Raw genomic sequence first — 15253 nt, 5'->3', positions numbered from 1 at the left:
CGATGACGGATGAAGCGATGGTTGAAGGAGGGGTTGCGCCGAAACGGGTGTTCGCCGACCTTCACCTGCATATCGGGCGCACGGAGAGAGGCGAGCCGGTCAAGATCAGCGGGAGCCGCGATCTGACCTTTCGCAACATCGCCCATGAAGCCGCGGTGCGTAAAGGAATCAGCCTGCTTGGCGTGATCGACTGCCATTCGCCGGGCGTGCAGCGGGACATCGAGGAGCTGCTGATGCGAGGCGACATGACGGAGGAAGCCGGGGGCGGCATCCGCTATAGAGACACCGTGATCCTGCTAGGCGCCGAGATCGAAGTGAAGGACGCCGGCTACGGGATTGCGCATCACCTGGCTTATTTGCCGGATTTCGCGGCTATGCGCGATTTCACGACGTGGTTGGCAAAGCATATGCGTAATGTTCAGCTCAGCTCCCAACGGCTGTATGCGCCGGCGCGCGAGCTCCAGGCGGAGGTCAAGGGAAGGGGCGGGCTGTTCGTACCCGCCCATATCTTTACGCCGCATAGAAGCTTGTACGGCAGCTGCTCCGACCATTTGGGCGATACGTTGGATCCTGGCATGGTAGATGCCGTCGAGTTGGGATTAAGCTCGGACAGCCGGATGGCCGGGTATATTCCGGACTTGGACAGCTTGCCGTTCGTGACGAATTCGGATGCGCACTCGCTGGCGAAGATCGGCCGCGAATATAATGAGCTGAGGCTGGCGGAACCGTCCTTCAAGGAGCTTGCACTCGCGTTGAGAGGCGCCGATGGCCGGGAGATTACGGCCAACTACGGGCTGAATCCCGTACTTGGCAAGTACCATCGCACCTATTGTTTGAGCTGCGGTGCACTCGCCGAAGCGGAGGACCAAGAACGCTGCGTCCAATGCGGCAGCGTGAAGCAGGTGCGAGGCGTGCTGGACCGGATCATGGAGCTCGCGGATCAAGCAGGGCGACAAGCGCCGTTCGTGCCGGAGAATCGGCCTCGGTACGTCTATCAGGTGCCGCTGGAGTTCGTGCCCGGTATCGGACGCAAGACGCTGGATAAGCTATTGGACAAATTCGGGACGGAGATGTCCATCCTTCACGACGTGCCGGCGGAGGCAATCGCGGAGACGGCGGGCGAAGCAGCGGCAGCTATGATCGCATCGGCCCGCCTCGGTACGCTTGCGCTCCAAACCGGAGGCGGTGGCAAATACGGCAAGGTCGTACCTCGCCGGTAGCGTCGTTTGACGTTCCGGCGTCATAGCGGGGGCAGCTTGGACATACACTGTACCAACCTGTGTTGGAGGAGTGTGCCATGCGAACATCCGCGCTTCAATCGTCCGCGAAGGATCAATTATCACTATACGTGTTTGTTTTCGTGCTCTTCGTCGTCGGCGTCGTGTTCGGCGCGCTGATGATCAATGCGCTCACGCTGGGACAGCAGCAGGATCTCTCGGACGACGTACGGCAGTTTATTTTGCATATTCAGAACGGTACGCTGCAGCAGGGAAGCGATACGTTCGCGGACCGGGCTTGGTTTCAAGCCAAATGGCTGCTGCTTGTCTGGGTGCTGGGCCTGACCGTCGTAGGCATGCCGTTCGTGCTGGCGCTTGATTTCTTGAAAGGGGTGCTGGTCGGCTTCGCGATCGGCATGCTGGTGCGGGAATTCGCGTGGAAAGGGCTGGTGTTCTCCTTGGCTTCCGTGGCACCCGTCAATCTGATCGCCGTGCCAGCTTTTCTGATCGCGAGCGTAGCTGCCGTTACATTCGCCGCGCATGTCGTCAAAAGCCGGTTCCTTGGCCGGTTCGGATCGCTTGGGAGACCGTTGTTGACGTTTACGGCGACGGCTGCCGTCATGCTGGTCCTATTGATTGCCGCAGCGTTGGTAGAGTCGTATTTAACGCCGATCTTGCTGAGATGGGCCGCCCCGCTTGTGGACGGCGCTGCGCCCGGATTGGAATCATTCTAAAAAAAATTGACTTTCCTCGATAATAGCACCTATAATTATAGCTGAAACCAAACCGGTTCCGGCGGTAAGTCGAGTTGCGAGGGGGAAAGCCATGAAATCCCGGATTGATAAAATCAAGCAGCAGCTGCAGTCGCAGGGGTACAAGCTTACTCCGCAGCGGGAAGCTACGGTTCGCGTGCTGTTAGAGAACGAAGAGGACCATCTGAGCGCCGAAGACGTGTTCATGCTGGTGAAAGATAAAGCGCCCGAGATCGGGCTGGCAACCGTGTATCGCACGCTGGAGCTCTTGAGCGAGCTGCATGTCGTTGAGAAGATGAACTTCGGGGACGGGGTTGCGCGGTACGACCTGCGGACAGACAACAACAAACATCATCACCATCACCTCATCTGCGTGCAATGCGGCACGATGAGCGAAATATTAGAAGATTGGCTCGGCCCGCTCGAAGAACGCTTGGAGCAGGAATACGGCTTTATGGTCGTCGATCATCGACTGGATTTCCAAGGTGTTTGCAAGAACTGCAGGCTGAAGAACAATATCGCTAAACCGGACCAACCGGAACAACAGTAACTCCCTTCCGCAGGGTGCGCAGTCACATGACTGGGCGCCGCTGTAAAAGGGAGTTTTTTTGTCTCTTATTTCTTGGAAGCGGACGGGGACTTGCCCCGGCGTTTCGAATTGGCGGTTAACGCTATCTTCAGCTTCTTATTGGCCTTGCGGCTTGCGCGGGCGACTCCGACGGCTTCGTTGTCCCCTCCTGTGCCCGAACCGCTGCTTCCATTGCTCGTCAGGCCGGAAGCGGTGTAAAATTGGACCATGCCGTACCCTTGCGAACGAGTCCCGTAGCTAGACAGCTTCTTGGCTGTCGCCCGCAGCCGCTTCTTGATCGCATAGGGCGTCAGACTCGGCTGGAGTGTTTTCAGCAGCGCCGCTCCGCCGGCCACGTGCGGACTCGACATGCTGGTGCCGGACATCATCGTATAGCCGCCGCCCGGCCGCGTCGATTTGATGTAGCTTCCCGGCGCCGTGATGTCGATGCCGGAGCCTCTGCTGCTGTAGTCGGCGATCTTGCCGCCTCGCGTAGACGCCGCCACGGCGATGGAGTCCGAATAACGGGCAGGCTGATCGATGCCTTGATTGTTCGAAGGGCCGTCGTTGCCGGCCGAAGCGACGACGATGATCCCGCTCTTCCGTGCGCGCTGCACGGCTTCCTTCAGGGCGGAGCTGGTCTCGCCCGCAAGGCCGAGACTCATATTGATGACCGGGATTTTCTTCTTGATGCACCATTCGATGCCTTTGATCAAATCGGAGACGTAGCCGGCGCCGTTGGCGTCCAGCGCCTTTACGGCATACAGCTTGGCGCGCGGAGCGACGCCGGCAATCATGCCGTTCTTGCCGAGCGCCGAAGCGATGCCGGCCACATGGGTCCCGTGACCGTTGTCATCGGCATACGAGGAGCCGCCCATCGTATTGATGCCGCCGGTAACGTACAGATCGGGATGCTTGCCGATGCCGGTGTCGATAATCCCTATGCCTGCGCTCCCCCGTGTCGTTGGCCACAACTTCGAAGCCTGCACTTGTTTGACGTTCCACGGAATGTTCGATGGCAATTGGGTCTGATTGTTTCCGGAATCCGAATGGATGTAGACTTTATTCGTTCGCAGTCTAAGCTTCTTGCGGCTCACATACGGCGCGGTAGACTTGCGGCTTTTTGACTTTTCCGAGCTCGAACCTGAGCTAGAACTTGCACTTGAGCCTGAGCTTGAGCCCATTCTTGTCCTGCCGTCCGGTAAGAAACCGTGTGCGTGCACTTTATAATCGGGCTCGACATACCGGATGTCGGGATGATTGGACAGCTTCTGCAGCTTGTCGCCCCGGCGGCTGTCGACATGACAGGCGATGACGCGTCCCCGATGAATGCTCTTGAGCGGCTTGATGCCGAAGCTCTCGAGTTGACGTACGCATTTTTCATAGTGATCCTGCCGTTTAAAGCCGATCAGCTTCCTCGTCGTATGCGTGGACGACCGGGCTGTCGAGCAGCTGAGCAGCAGCTTCTCCACCTTTGGCAATGCTGTTCCTCCTTTGGCGATAAGCAAACTAGGGGTAAAACATCGCGAAGCCGTTCCTACAGTGTATGGAGGCATATGTACAAGGGCTTGGGCGTCAGCCTGAGAGGGTACATATTTTATGACAGCCGAGGAAAAGGTATCAGCGAGGACTGTCAACCCGTCCTCTGCCTGTATATGATGAAGTAAAGAACAGGAGAGGGAGATGCATATGATCATTGGCGTGCCGAAAGAAATCAAAGCCAGCGAGTATCGGGTCGCGCTGACTCCCGCCGGAGCGGCGATGCTGAAATCGGCCGGTCACGAGGTCGTGGTGCAAAGCGGCGCCGGGGAAGGAAGCAGCTTTACGGACGAGGCGTATGCGGCCGAAGGGGCGGCGATCCTGCCCGAAGCCGGAGAGGTATGGGCTCGTGCGGATATGATTATGAAGGTGAAGGAGCCGCTACCAGAGGAATTCGGTTACTTCCGCGAAGGACTGCTGCTGTTCACGTATTTGCATTTGGCGGCAGCGCCTGATCTTACGAAGGCACTGGTGGAGAAGAAGGTTACGGGCGTCGCTTACGAGACGATCCAACTGGCAAACGGCAGCCTGCCGCTGCTCACGCCGATGAGCGAGGTTGCCGGACGCATGGCCGTGCAAGTCGGCTCGCAGTTTTTGGAGGCGTTCTACGGCGGACGCGGCATTCTGCTCGGCGGTGTACCGGGCGTGCCTCCGGCGGAAGTCATCATCCTCGGCGGAGGGATCGTCGGGACGAATGCCGCGCGGATCGCGCTCGGAATGGGCGCGAGCGTCGTCATTCTGGAGCGCAGCGCCGAGCGGATGCGCTACATCGACGAAGTGTTCAACGGCCGGATTCGCACGCTCATGTCGAACGCGTATAATATCGCCAGCGCGGTCAAGAAAGCAGATCTGCTTATCGGCGCCGTATTAATACCTGGAGCCCGCGCGCCGCATCTCGTAACGGAAGACATGGTCAAGACGATGAAGAAGGGTGCCGTCATCGTGGACGTGGCCGTGGATCAAGGCGGGACGATCGCGACGATCGATCGCGTTACGACGCATAAGGATCCGGTTTACGAGAAGCACGGCGTGCTTCATTACGCCGTGGCGAATATGCCCGGTGCGGTTCCGCGTACGTCGACGCTGGCGCTGACGAACGTCACGATGCCGTATGCGCTCGAGCTTGCGGGCAAGGGGCTGAACGGTGCCGTTTCGAGCAACGAGCCGCTGCGCAAAGGCGTAAATACGTACCGAGGACGGGTGACGCATCCCCAAGTCGCCGAAGCAATCGGTTTGCCGTATGCCAGCGTAGAGCAGATGCTGGATAGCGTTTCGTTTGATAAACTGAACTAGCGCAAGCGCGGCCGCGGCATTCGTTCATCGGCATTGCGTGCGGGCGGCACGCAGGCATGAATCGATTTCCCCTCTCATAAGGTGTTGTAAAGGACAACCTGGGCTCTATTCGGTTAGAAGCCAGATGACGGTCCGTTACCCGGAGAAAGGGGACGCTGAAGTATGGTGGTCTCGGTGCGCAGATGGCTGCGGCGGCTCTTGTTCGTCTTGCTGCTCAGCCTTTTCACGGTCTCGATGTACGGCGGCTGCAGGCTGCTGGCGGTTTGGATCGCGCCAGACGATCCGTATCGCGTGCCGCAAGGGCATGCGCTCAAAGTGTTTAAAGCGGCGGATCAGCAGCAGGGCGAGAACGGCAGCATCGCCGAGCGGCTGCGGTTGTTTTATTGGTACGGCGAATGAGGACGCCGTGCAAGGCGGCAGGCGGGTGACCCAAGAAGGGCGCTCCGATGCAGGAATAACGCGGCATGCCGTGGAAGTAAGCATTCGTTAGGCTGAACGGCGGCCGCATTAGCCGGAAAGGAACGCGTGATGAACGAACATGTAACAGCATTTATCGGCTCGCTGCAGACGGAAGGCCGCAGGCGTTCGCCGCTCACGCTGCAATCGTACGAGCGGGATTTGACGCAGCTGCTGGCCTATTTGACGGACGAAGGAGTCCAGCGGGTACAAGATATTCAGAAGCATCATCTATCCTATTATTTTCTACGCTTGAAGCAGCAGGGACGGTCTTCCGCGACGATTTCCAGGCAAATGGTTTCGGCGCGCGCCTTTTTTCACTATTTGCTTGCCGGTGGCAGCGTGTCCGTCAATCCGGCGCATCATCTGGAAGCCCCGAAGCAGGAGAAGCGCGTCCCGGAGGCGCTCACCTTGGAGGAGGTCGAGCGGCTTCTCGCCGCGCCGGACCGCTCGTCGCCGGCGGGCATGCGCGACCTAGCGATGCTGGAGCTGCTCTATGCGACAGGGATGCGTGTATCCGAACTTATTTCATTGGATCTCGAACACGTCCAGCTGGCGCTGGGCTTTATTCGCTGCATCGACGCGAAAGCGAAGGAGCGGATCATACCGCTCGGCGGAGCCGCTTCGGAAGTTTTGAAGGCGTATTTGACGAACGTCAGGCCGGAGCTGGCGAAGGATGGCGTTCAAGCGCTGTTTCTGAACCTGCAGGGCAGCCGGATGACCCGTCAAGGCTTCTGGAAGATCATCAAGAAGCATGCGCAGGAAGCGGGCATCGCATCCGATCTCGCCCCGCACTCGCTCCGCCATGCATTCGCGTCTCATTTGCTGCAGAATGGGGCAGATCTTCATTCCGTCCAGGAAATGATGGGACATGCCGGTCTGCAGACGACCCAATTGTACGTCCAGCAGACGAAGACGCGTATCAAGGACGTGTACGATCTTGCCCACCCGCGCGCCAAACGGCAGATTTGAATGAATGGCAACATGATAAGGAAACGGAGTGAAGCGATATGCGATTTGAACGCATTGCAGTGATCGTGCTCGACAGCGTCGGCATCGGCGAGCTGCCGGATGCACCGGCGTTCGGAGATGCGGATTCCCATACGCTGGGACATATTCTGCGCGAAGTTCCCGCGATGAGCCTGCCGAATATGAGAAAATGGGGACTGGACCGGATCGAGCAGCTGGGCAGTTGGAAACCCGAGGGCGAACCGGAAGCCTATTATGGTAAAATGGCCGAGGTATCCTCGGGCAAAGATACGATGACCGGGCACTGGGAAATCGCCGGCCTCAAAATCACCGTCCCGTTCCAAACCTTCACGGACGGTTTTCCGTCTGAGCTGATTCAGGCGTTCGAGGAACGGACAGGCCGGGGCGTGCTCGGCAATAAATCGGCCAGCGGCACGGACATAATGGACGAGCTGGGCGAAGAGCAGCTTAAGACGGGCAAATGGATCGTATATACTTCCGCCGACAGCGTCTTTCAAATCGCGGCTAACGAAGATCTGATCCCGCTGGACGAGCTGTACCGTGCCTGCGAAATCGCGCGCGAGCTGACCATGGACGAACGGTATGCCGTCGGCCGAGTCATCGCGCGTCCTTTCGTCGGCAAGCCGGGATCCTTCAAGCGGACCTCGAATCGGCATGATTACGCCGTTAAGCCGCCGGAGCCGACCGTGCTGAACGCGCTGGAAGACGGCGGTTTCGACGTCATCGCGGTCGGCAAGATCAACGATATTTTTTGCGGGGAAGGCATCACGGAGGCGACGCCGACGAAAAGCAATGCGGACGGCATCGTCAAGACGCTGGAGGCGCTGGACAAACCGTTCCGGGGTCTGCTCTTTACGAACTTGGTCGATTTCGATTCCTTGTTCGGCCATCGCCGCGATCCCCAAGGTTATGCCGGTGCGCTGGAAGAGTTCGACCGTGCGGTGCCGGAGCTGGTACAGCGGCTTGGAGATCAAGATCTGCTCATCGTAACGGCCGATCATGGCAATGATCCGACCTACGCGGGAACCGACCACACGCGTGAATACGTGCCGCTTCTGGTATACGGTCCGGGTCTCGCGAAGACTGGCTCGTTGGGCATACGCGCGACGTTTGCCGACGTTGCCGCTACGATCGCGGATAATTTCGGCGTGAAGCATCCGGCTAACGGGACGTCCTTCTTAAACGAGCTTCATTAGAAGCTCAGCAGCAGCAAGGTAATCGTACGGAAGCAGCACGGCAACAGTACGGTAGTAGTACGGGAGAGAGAATATCGCGCAGGCAGACCGGTGCCCGCGCAACCAGACCACAATGGAGGAATGTTCGATATGGCATTGAAAGCTGCGCAAGTCCGCGAGGCCGCGGAATATATTTTGGGGAAAATCGAAGTGAAGCCGGAGGTCGGCCTGATCATGGGTTCGGGCTTAGGTATTTTGGGGGATTACATAGAGAAGGCTGTCGTGATTCCGTATGCGGACATCCCGCATTTTCCGCTCTCGACGGTGGAAGGCCACGCCGGAGAATTGCTGATCGGCACGCTGTCCGGCCGGCCGGTCGTGCTCATGCGCGGACGTTTTCATATGTATGAAGGCTACGGTCCAGATCTGACGGCGTTCCCCGTCCGCGTCATGAAAGCGATCGGTGCATCCAAGCTGGTCGTTACGAACGCGGCGGGCGGCGTGAATACGGAGTACGAGCCTGGCGATCTGATGCTAATCAGCGACCACATCAATTTTCAGGGACGCAATCCGCTCGTCGGTCCGAACGACATCGAGCTCGGCGTCCGTTTCCCGGACATGTCTCAGCCGTACAGCAGGCGTTTGCGTGAAGTGGCCGCCAATATTGCGAAGGAACAGGGCTTCTCGCTGCGGGAAGGCGTCTACATCGCCGTACTGGGACCATCCTATGAAACGCCAGCGGAAATCCGCATGATGCGCATCCTTGGAGCAGATGCTGTCGGCATGTCGACGGTCTCGGAGGTGATTGCGGCGAATCATTCCGGCATGGAAGTTCTTGGTATTTCGTGCATAAGCAACATGGCATCGGGCATATTGGACCAGCCGTTGTCCCATGATGAAGTCATGGAAACGACAGAACGCGTCAAATCCCGGTTCCTTGGACTCGTACAGGGCCTGATTCCTTTGATGTAGGCTGTAACATAAATGTAATAATCGGGTCGACTCATTGTGACATTCTTTATTGAATCATCGTCGTATAATGTCCGTGATAATCATTACACCATCCTTCATAAAGTGGGGAATTTTTTTCATGGACAAGCAAAGTTGTCATTTACTCGAGCGTCTGCGCGGTCAACTCGTCGCAGCCGCAAACAGGCAGGAGTCGTTTCTCAATCGAGATGTGCTTCAGCTCAGTCAGAAGCTCGACCAATTGATCGTGAAAGCGCAGCGAGAGAAAATGCGGAATCCGGGCACGGCTCAAGGGTAACATTGAGGCAGCGCTTCCGGGGTAACGCTGAGGAGGCCAACAGATTTGCGAGCGGTCGACATCATTCAAAAAAAACGAAACGGCGGTTCATTGACGAACGAAGAGCTGTCGTTTCTTATTCAAGGCTATAGCCGCGGGGATATTCCGGACTACCAAATGTCCGCCTGGGCGATGGCTGTTTTTTTTCGCGGCATGAATGCAGGCGAGACGGCTGCTCTGACGATGGCGATGGCCGAGTCCGGCGATCAGGTCGATCTGTCGCCTATCCAAGGGATCAAAGTGGACAAACACAGCACGGGAGGCGTAGGCGACAAGACGAGTCTCGTCATCGGTCCCCTCGTCGCGGCCTGCGGCGTGCCCGTCGCTAAAATGTCGGGCAGAGGTCTCGGACATACCGGCGGGACGCTCGACAAAATGGAATCCATGGCGGGCTTCCGGACGGAGCTGACCCGCGAGAAATTCATCGCGCAGGTCAACGATATCGGCGTCGCGATCATCGGCCAAAGCGGCGATATGGCGCCCGCCGACAAGAAGCTGTACGCGCTGCGGGACGTTACCGCTACGGTGGAATCGATTCCGCTCATCGCCAGCTCCGTCATGAGCAAGAAGATTGCGGCCGGCGCGGACGCCATCGTCTTGGACGTGAAGACCGGCAGCGGCGCGTTCATGAAGACGCTGGACGATTCCGAGAAGCTGGCGATGGCCATGGTCGAGATCGGCACGCAGGTCGGACGGCGGACGGCAGCGCTGATCAGCGACATGGATCAGCCGCTCGGCTTCGCGATCGGCAACGCCCTCGAGGTGCGGGAGGCGATCGATACGCTTCACAACCGCGGACCGGAAGATCTGACGTCGCTGTGCATCGCGCTTGCTTCCCATATGATCGTGCTCGGCGGACAAGCCGGCAGCCTGGAAGCAGCGGAAGCGATGCTGCGGGAGAAGCTTCGCTCCGGCGAGGCGCTGGCCAAGTTCAAGCAGTTCGTAGCCGCGCAGGGAGGCAATCCGGAAGTGGCGGACGATCCGGGCTTGCTGCCTCGTGCTCCGCATATCGTGGAGGTGCCGGCGCCGAATAGCGGCCACGTGCACGCGATTCAAGCGGAGGAGCTGGGGTTGGCGGCGATGCTGCTCGGAGCGGGTCGCGAGACGAAGGATTCCGTCATCGACTACGCGGTAGGCATTACGCTGCAGCGTAAAGTCGGAGAGGAAGTTCGCGAAGGCGAGACGATTGCTTTGCTGCATGTCAGGGAACAAGGCGCTGCCGTACAAGCGGTATTGAAGCGGGTGCAGGAGGCCTATACCATCGACGAAGCGGCGGTCTCGCCGTCGCCGTTGCTGCTCTCGATCGTAACGGAGCAGGGTGTGAAGCGTTTCTAGTCCGAGCAATTCATGAAGTACTCATGAAGTACGAAGGAGCTGTCCGATAAGCCAGTAGGCTTAAGGGCGGCTCCTTTTCATTTTTCGCTTCCTGGACTGGAATATTTTAGCTCGTTCAGGTGCACACTAGGAATGAGATTTTAGCCGGTTTGCGGCCTTGCTTACCTTATAGAATGCATAAGTTTCACGCCTATACATTTCGATAAGGTTTTCGGAATGAAACGCGAATCGTCGCCTATGGACGGCGGCAACCGTTTCACCTTATGCCCGCGGGCATCACTCAGGAGGAGAACATCGATGAAAAACAACTGGAAACATCTCGTCGTCGTTGGCATGACGATGATAGTGGCACTTTCTGTACCCGTATCGGCCTGGGCCGAAGAGAAGAAACCGGCATCGCCGGCTCCGCAAAGCGCGGCAGCGGCGGATTTGGCGCCGTCCGCACGGTCGTCTATTCTAATGGACGCGGACAGCGGAACGATCATTTACGAGAAGAACAGCCATGCGAAGCTGCCGCCGGCCAGCATCACGAAGGTCATGACGATGCTGCTCATCATGGAAGCACTCGATCAAGGGCGCATTAAGATGACGGATAAAGTCCCGACAAGCGAGTATGCGGCTTCCATGGGCGGTTCCCAGATCTTCCTGGAGCCGGGCGAGCAGATGACGGTCGACGAGATGCTGAAGGGCATCGCGATGGCCTCGGGCAATGATGCCTCGGTAGCCATGGCAGAGAAAATCGCCGGCACGGAGTCGGCCTTCGTCGACATGATGAATAAGCGCGCAGGCGAGCTGGGTCTGAAGAACACTCATTTTATGAACTGCAACGGCCTTCCTGCGACGGAGCACTATACATCCGCGCATGACATTGCCGTCATGTCGAGAGAGCTGTTGAAGCATAGCGAAATCACGAAATACACGGGCGCGTATCAAGATTACCTGCGCAAGTCGAGCGAGAAGCCGTTCTGGCTCGTGAATACGAACAAGCTGGTCCGGTTCTATACGGGCGCGGACGGTCTGAAGACCGGCTTTACCAACGAGGCGAAATTCTGCCTTACAGCGACGGCGCACCGGGACAATTTGCGCGTGATTGCCGTCGTCATGGGCGAGCCGAACACGAAGACGCGTAACGCCGAGGTATCCCAAATGTTGGATTACTCGTTCGCCCAATATATGAACCACACCATATTCAAGAAGGGCGAAGCGATGGGCAGCGTCAAGATCGAGAAAGGCATGCTGCCGGAGCTGCCCCTGACGGCAAAGCATTCCTACAGCGTGCTGCTGAAGAAAGGCAGCTCCGTCAAGGATATCCGCTACGAGCTGCGCATCAATCCGCTGAAGGCGCCGGTTAAGATTAATGCGCCGATCGGGAAGCTGATCGTGTTCCAAGGCGATCAGGTGCTGACGGAATTCGCCGTCGACGCGCCGGCCTCCGTGGACCGCGCGGGCTGGTGGACGCTGTTCAAGCGTTCCATGGGCAGCCTGTTCGGCTGATTCATCGGTCATCGTGCGGCGGGAATCGCGTCCCGCAGCGCGCAATTTGTCTGCTTGTAGCGCTCTGCTTCTAGTTTTGTCGGGGGGCAGGAAACGACGGGCGAAGCGTAGAATCCTCCTACAACACGAAAGCGATCGCCGAATGCCGAAGGCGGGTTCGGGATGGCTCGTGCTCCGCAAATTAGACGTTAGGAGTGGACAAGAGGATGAGCTTGCAGGTTGAATTGGAACATTACCGTAACGTGCTTATCGTCAGGCTGCGCGGCGAGCTGGATCACCACACTGCCGATGTCGTCCGGTTCAAGATGGAGGAAGCGATTCTTCGCGGCAATAGCGACCATATCATTCTCAGCCTGAAGGAGCTGCTGTTCATGGACAGCTCCGGTCTCGGCGTCATTCTCGGCCGCTATAAGCAGCTCAAGGCCAGAGGCGGCAAGATGGTCGTCTGCGACGTGAACCAAGGCGTCTACCGGCTGTTCGAGCTGTCGGGTTTATTCAAAATATTGCCGATTCACGATAACGAGCGGCTTGCGCTCACAAGTTTGGAGGTCGTTTCATGAACGCGAGAAATGAGATGACACTTACCTTCTCCGCCCGGTCGGAGAACGAGGCGTTTGCCCGCGTCACCGTGGCGGCGTTCGTCTCCCAGCTGGACCCGACGCTTGAGGAGCTGAACGACCTGAAGACGGCGGTGTCCGAGGCGGTCACCAACGCGATTATTCACGGCTACGACGGCGATCCCGGCGGCATGGTTACGATCGAAGGTCTCATTGAGGGCGATGTCGTCCGGCTGATCGTGAAGGACAAGGGGCGCGGCATCGAGGATCTCGAGCTGGCCCGCCAACCGCTCTATACCTCCAAGCCGGAGATGGAACGCTCGGGCATGGGTTTTACGATCATGGAAAACTTCATGGATGGTTTCGACGTGTCGAGCGAACCCGGCAACGGAACTGCCATCGCAATGACGAAGCGCATCGAATCGAAAAAAGCGCTCTTCAATTAGGCGCATAGGGGTTGGACCGCATGGATGTTCATATGAAACAAACGGCGCAGCCTTATTTGGATGATTCCGAGGTGAAGCGGCTCATTGCGCTCAGCCAGGCCGGAGACACGCTGGCGCGCGACACGCTGGTACAGTGCAATATTCGGCTTGTTTGGTCCGTCGTGCAGCGGTTCATGGGACGCGGCTACGAGCCGGAGGATTTGTTCCAAATCGGCTGTATCGGCTTGCTGAAGTCGGTCGATAAGTTCGATCTGTCCTACGAGGTCAAGTTCTCCACCTATGCGGTGCCGATGATCATCGGCGAAATCCAGCGCTTCCTCCGCGACGACGGCACGCTGAAGGTGAGCCGTTCCCTGAAGGAAACGGCCAACAAGGTGCGTAAGTCGAAGGACGAGCTCTCGAAGGTGCTGGGACGCCTGCCGACGATCAAGGAGGTTGCCGAACACCTCGGCATTACGCCGGAGGATGTCGTCTTCGCGCAGGAAGCGAACAAGCCGCCGACCTCGATCCACGAGACGGTCTTCGAGAACGACGGCGACCCGATCACGCTGATGGATCAGATCGCCGACGATTCGCAGGAACGCTGGTTCGACAAGCTGGCGCTGAACGAAGCAATCGGCGGGCTGTCGGAGCGCGAGCGGCTGATCGTCTTCCTCCGGTACTACCGGGATCAGACGCAGTCGGAGGTTGCCGCCCGGCTCGGCATCTCCCAGGTGCAGGTATCGCGGCTGGAGAAAAAAATATTGCAGCTCATTCGCGACCAGATCGCGCAATGAACGGCGGCGAACGAAAAGCTGATTGCCCGGCAGGGGCAGTCGGCTTTTTTGTCATGCTGACAAAGGAAGGTTTGCCGCCAATCCATCGCCGTTTCCATGGATGGCACTCGGTTATTTTATCTTTGGCTGCGTTGCCCTGATTATCCTTCCGCTCCTTTTCTCATACTAACAGGGAGATCATGACGAATAGGAGGTGGAGGAGGAGGATGAATCCCGACACGACGCCGAACGTATACCTGCGTCTTCGCAGGCGGATCGGCATCCGGCCCGAAGGTATCGTAACGCTTGGCCAGGCGGCACGCTTATTCGCCAGCGATCCGGCGCTCGAAACCAAGCTGGAGTCGCTGGTGCTGCACCGCCATACGCTGAAGGACGGCAACCGCGTCGTCATCGACTTGCTGCAGATCGTTCGATTGATCCGCGAGGAAGCGCCGGGAGCCGTCGTTGACGCCTACGGCGACCCGCAGGTGCTCGTCATCGTTGCGGACGCGCCCCGCGAGCCGCTCAAGCCCGTCCTGTTCGTAACCTGGCTGCTGCTGTTCTTCGGATCAGGGCTGGCCATCATGAATTTCCATACGGACGTCAGTATGAAGGATGTGCATGAACGGATCACGGAGCTCGTCACGGGCAAGAAGACGGAGCATCCCCTATGGTTCCAAATTCCCTATTCCATCGGGATCGGCATCGGCATGCTCGTGTTTTTCAACCATTTGTTCCGCAAACGGTTCAACGAAGAGCCGAACCCGCTTGAAGTGGAGCTGTATATGTACGAGGAAAGCGTCAACTCCTACGTCATCGCCGATGAGATGCGCAAGAAGAACGAGCCGGGCGAGGAAGCGCATCCGCGGCAAAAGCAGCGGAAGCAGCCTGAAGCAGGGATAGACGATGGTTAGCGCCTGCGGTTCTCTATTCGTGGCGCTGCTTGGCTTCGCCGGGGGACTGGGCGTCGGCAGCGCGCTTGCGGCCTTGCTGATCGTGCTCGACATCATCCCGAGGCTGGCGCAGCTGGGATTCGCTTACCGCAAATCGATTTGGTTCGAGACCGCCGTCGTGAGCGGCGCGGTCTTCTGGTCGCTGGCCGATTTTCTGGAATGGCGGCTGTGGCTGCCCCATATCGCCTCCATGGTCACCATCGGAACCTTCGACGGTATATTCGTGGGCATGCTTGGAGCGGCATTGACGGAGGTCATGAATGTGCTTCCGATTCTGGCCAAACGCGTAAGGCTCAGCCGTTATCTCGTCAGCCTGGTGTACGCCATGGTGCTCGGAAAAGTAACGGGCTCCTTATTCGACTGGCTTGTTTTTCAATATATGGACCCCTGACGGCAGCGGAATTTGACAAAAGAGAG

17 protein-coding genes are annotated in these 15253 nt (G+C 58.1%); 16 read left to right on the top strand and 1 reads right to left on the bottom strand.

Going from position 1 to position 15253, the window contains the following annotated elements; genetic code table 11:
• Window positions 1-2: 2 nt before the first annotated feature.
• The 3 genes from AC0YNU_RS10055 (at window position 3) to fur (ending at window position 2519) form a co-directional block, all read left to right on the top strand.
• Window positions 3-1220, top strand: coding sequence for an endonuclease Q family protein (locus AC0YNU_RS10055; protein ID WP_475755786.1), 1218 nt, complete (start codon window positions 3-5; stop codon window positions 1218-1220).
• Between the two features lie 77 nt (window positions 1221-1297).
• Window positions 1298-1951, top strand: a complete 654-nt coding sequence (spoIIM, locus tag AC0YNU_RS10050) for a stage II sporulation protein M (RefSeq protein WP_475755784.1) — start codon at window positions 1298-1300, stop codon at window positions 1949-1951.
• A 91-nt stretch (window positions 1952-2042) separates the two neighbouring features.
• Complete coding sequence (gene fur, locus AC0YNU_RS10045; RefSeq protein ID WP_475755782.1) at window positions 2043-2519, top strand: ferric iron uptake transcriptional regulator; 477 nt, start codon at window positions 2043-2045, stop codon at window positions 2517-2519.
• A gap of 65 nt (window positions 2520-2584) precedes the next feature.
• On the opposite strand, the gene AC0YNU_RS10040 is transcribed toward fur, so the two are convergent.
• Window positions 2585-4009 (bottom strand): S8 family peptidase, encoded by a 1425-nt coding sequence (locus AC0YNU_RS10040; protein WP_475756251.1) that lies wholly within the window; start codon window positions 4007-4009, stop codon window positions 2585-2587.
• 217 nt (window positions 4010-4226) lie between these two features.
• Between AC0YNU_RS10040 and ald the strand changes: the two genes are divergently transcribed.
• The 13 genes from ald (at window position 4227) to AC0YNU_RS09975 (ending at window position 15227) form a co-directional block, all read left to right on the top strand.
• Window positions 4227-5369: an alanine dehydrogenase gene (ald, locus tag AC0YNU_RS10035; protein WP_475756249.1), complete on the top strand. Its 1143-nt coding sequence runs from the start codon at window positions 4227-4229 to the stop codon at window positions 5367-5369.
• A 162-nt stretch (window positions 5370-5531) separates the two neighbouring features.
• Complete coding sequence (locus tag AC0YNU_RS10030; protein WP_475755780.1) at window positions 5532-5768, top strand: DUF4227 family protein; 237 nt, start codon at window positions 5532-5534, stop codon at window positions 5766-5768.
• Between the two features lie 129 nt (window positions 5769-5897).
• On the top strand, window positions 5898-6797 hold the full coding sequence (xerD, locus tag AC0YNU_RS10025; protein WP_475755778.1) for a site-specific tyrosine recombinase XerD: 900 nt from the start codon (window positions 5898-5900) through the stop codon (window positions 6795-6797).
• Window positions 6798-6835: 38 nt separating this feature from the next.
• On the top strand, window positions 6836-8011 hold the full coding sequence (locus AC0YNU_RS10020; protein ID WP_475755776.1) for a phosphopentomutase: 1176 nt from the start codon (window positions 6836-6838) through the stop codon (window positions 8009-8011).
• Window positions 8012-8140: 129 nt separating this feature from the next.
• Complete coding sequence (locus AC0YNU_RS10015; protein WP_475755774.1) at window positions 8141-8962, top strand: purine-nucleoside phosphorylase; 822 nt, start codon at window positions 8141-8143, stop codon at window positions 8960-8962.
• Window positions 8963-9080: 118 nt separating this feature from the next.
• On the top strand, window positions 9081-9257 hold the full coding sequence (locus AC0YNU_RS10010; protein WP_475755772.1) for an aspartyl-phosphate phosphatase Spo0E family protein: 177 nt from the start codon (window positions 9081-9083) through the stop codon (window positions 9255-9257).
• 45 nt (window positions 9258-9302) lie between these two features.
• Window positions 9303-10631: a pyrimidine-nucleoside phosphorylase gene (locus tag AC0YNU_RS10005; RefSeq protein WP_475755770.1), complete on the top strand. Its 1329-nt coding sequence runs from the start codon at window positions 9303-9305 to the stop codon at window positions 10629-10631.
• A 297-nt stretch (window positions 10632-10928) separates the two neighbouring features.
• Window positions 10929-12125 (top strand): D-alanyl-D-alanine carboxypeptidase family protein, encoded by a 1197-nt coding sequence (locus AC0YNU_RS10000; RefSeq protein WP_475755767.1) that lies wholly within the window; start codon window positions 10929-10931, stop codon window positions 12123-12125.
• 206 nt (window positions 12126-12331) lie between these two features.
• Window positions 12332-12685, top strand: coding sequence for an anti-sigma F factor antagonist (spoIIAA, locus tag AC0YNU_RS09995; protein ID WP_475755765.1), 354 nt, complete (start codon window positions 12332-12334; stop codon window positions 12683-12685).
• Window positions 12682-13128 carry an anti-sigma F factor gene (gene spoIIAB, locus AC0YNU_RS09990; protein ID WP_475755764.1) on the top strand — a complete coding sequence of 149 codons (447 nt, stop codon included), beginning with the start codon at window positions 12682-12684 and terminating at the stop codon, window positions 13126-13128. Before spoIIAA ends, spoIIAB begins: the two co-directional genes overlap by 4 nt.
• Before the next feature lie 20 nt (window positions 13129-13148).
• Window positions 13149-13904, top strand: coding sequence for an RNA polymerase sporulation sigma factor SigF (gene sigF, locus AC0YNU_RS09985; RefSeq protein WP_161696399.1), 756 nt, complete (start codon window positions 13149-13151; stop codon window positions 13902-13904).
• Between the two features lie 206 nt (window positions 13905-14110).
• Window positions 14111-14797, top strand: a complete 687-nt coding sequence (locus AC0YNU_RS09980) for a stage V sporulation protein AA (protein ID WP_475755761.1) — start codon at window positions 14111-14113, stop codon at window positions 14795-14797.
• Window positions 14790-15227, top strand: a complete 438-nt coding sequence (locus AC0YNU_RS09975) for a stage V sporulation protein AB (RefSeq protein ID WP_475755759.1) — start codon at window positions 14790-14792, stop codon at window positions 15225-15227. The genes AC0YNU_RS09980 and AC0YNU_RS09975 overlap by 8 nt, the downstream gene beginning before the upstream one ends.
• Window positions 15228-15253 lie beyond the last annotated feature (26 nt).

It is taken from the genome of Paenibacillus sp. J31P316, assembly GCF_056269105.1.
This window is presented reverse-complemented; position numbering and strand designations above follow the sequence as displayed.

Excerpts from the sequence above, each read along its gene's own strand:
- AC0YNU_RS09980 (WP_475755761.1), top strand. The coding sequence starts at position 14,111 with ATGAATCCCGACACGACGCCGAACGTATACCTGCGTCTTCGCAGGCGG.
- AC0YNU_RS10015 (WP_475755774.1), top strand. The coding sequence starts at position 8,141 with ATGGCATTGAAAGCTGCGCAAGTCCGCGAGGCCGCGGAATATATTTTG.
- xerD (WP_475755778.1), top strand. The coding sequence starts at position 5,898 with ATGAACGAACATGTAACAGCATTTATCGGCTCGCTGCAGACGGAAGGC.
- AC0YNU_RS10010 (WP_475755772.1), top strand. The coding sequence starts at position 9,081 with ATGGACAAGCAAAGTTGTCATTTACTCGAGCGTCTGCGCGGTCAACTC.
- sigF (WP_161696399.1), top strand. The coding sequence starts at position 13,149 with ATGGATGTTCATATGAAACAAACGGCGCAGCCTTATTTGGATGATTCC.
- fur (WP_475755782.1), top strand. The coding sequence starts at position 2,043 with ATGAAATCCCGGATTGATAAAATCAAGCAGCAGCTGCAGTCGCAGGGG.
- AC0YNU_RS10020 (WP_475755776.1), top strand. The coding sequence starts at position 6,836 with ATGCGATTTGAACGCATTGCAGTGATCGTGCTCGACAGCGTCGGCATC.
- spoIIAB (WP_475755764.1), top strand. The coding sequence starts at position 12,682 with ATGAACGCGAGAAATGAGATGACACTTACCTTCTCCGCCCGGTCGGAG.
- spoIIAA (WP_475755765.1), top strand. The coding sequence starts at position 12,332 with ATGAGCTTGCAGGTTGAATTGGAACATTACCGTAACGTGCTTATCGTC.
- spoIIM (WP_475755784.1), top strand. The coding sequence starts at position 1,298 with ATGCGAACATCCGCGCTTCAATCGTCCGCGAAGGATCAATTATCACTA.
- AC0YNU_RS10000 (WP_475755767.1), top strand. The coding sequence starts at position 10,929 with ATGAAAAACAACTGGAAACATCTCGTCGTCGTTGGCATGACGATGATA.
- AC0YNU_RS10055 (WP_475755786.1), top strand. The coding sequence starts at position 3 with ATGACGGATGAAGCGATGGTTGAAGGAGGGGTTGCGCCGAAACGGGTG.
- AC0YNU_RS09975 (WP_475755759.1), top strand. The coding sequence starts at position 14,790 with ATGGTTAGCGCCTGCGGTTCTCTATTCGTGGCGCTGCTTGGCTTCGCC.
- ald (WP_475756249.1), top strand. The coding sequence starts at position 4,227 with ATGATCATTGGCGTGCCGAAAGAAATCAAAGCCAGCGAGTATCGGGTC.
- AC0YNU_RS10030 (WP_475755780.1), top strand. The coding sequence starts at position 5,532 with ATGGTGGTCTCGGTGCGCAGATGGCTGCGGCGGCTCTTGTTCGTCTTG.